This window comes from Alcanivorax sp. HI0083 (assembly GCF_001635175.1).
This window is the reverse complement of the sequence record NZ_LWFX01001646.1, coordinates 1-802: the sequence shown is the minus strand read 5'-3', so window position 1 is coordinate 802 and position 802 is coordinate 1. Positions and strand designations below refer to the sequence as shown.

At 56.7% G+C, this 802-nt stretch carries 1 protein-coding gene; it reads right to left on the bottom strand.

Features of this window, described 5'->3' with window-relative positions; genetic code table 11:
* The coding region (gene corA / locus A3754_RS24220) for a magnesium/cobalt transporter CorA (RefSeq protein ID WP_063521568.1) at positions 1 to 802 on the bottom strand (802 nt) is incomplete at both ends.

Sequence of the window (802 nt, the reverse complement as noted above, 5' to 3'; positions counted from 1 at the left end):
CATGCCGGACAGCACCATCAGCCCAATGGCCATGGGGTACCCAAAGCGGAAATCCAGCTCCGGCATGACCTCGAAGTTCATTCCGTAAATGCTGGCAATCATGGTGGGCGGCAGGAACACCACCGCCGCGATGGAAAAGATCTTGATGATCTGATTCTGCTGGATATTGATGAAGCCCTGGGCTGCATCCATCAGGAAGTTGATCTTGTCGAACAGGAAAGTCGTGTGTGACAGCAGGGTATCCAGGTCATGCTGGATTTCCGCACAGGTACGCCGGCGCACCTTGTCCGATCGCACATAGCGCTGAATAAACGAGATGGATCGCTGGGTATCCATCAGACACAGGCGGATTTTCCCGTTGGTATCTTCCAGCTGTGCCAGGCGTTCAATGTCCTCTTCCAGCTCCCCGTTTTCTTCTTCAAGCACGCTATAGCCGACTTTTTCCAGGTCCCGGTGCACGTCTTCCAGGGCATCCGCCAGATTTTCCACTTTCTGGTCGAGAATACTCAGCAGGATGTCCAGGGGTTGCGATACCTTGACCCAGCCCCGCCGCACACGCAGGCGCAGCAAGCGGAAATCCGGCAACCGGGAATCGCGGAACGAGAGCAGCCGCCCTTCCTGTACCACAAAGGCCACCGTGGAAGTCCGGGCCCGACCTTCCGACTGGAACAGGAACAGGGAGTGAACGTGGAGCCCCTGCTCATCACTGAAAAAGCGGGCCGAGGCTTCAATTTCTTCCATGTCGTCGGAATCGGGCAGTTCCGCCTGGAGAAATTGCTGGACCAGGTTCCGCTCGTCTTCC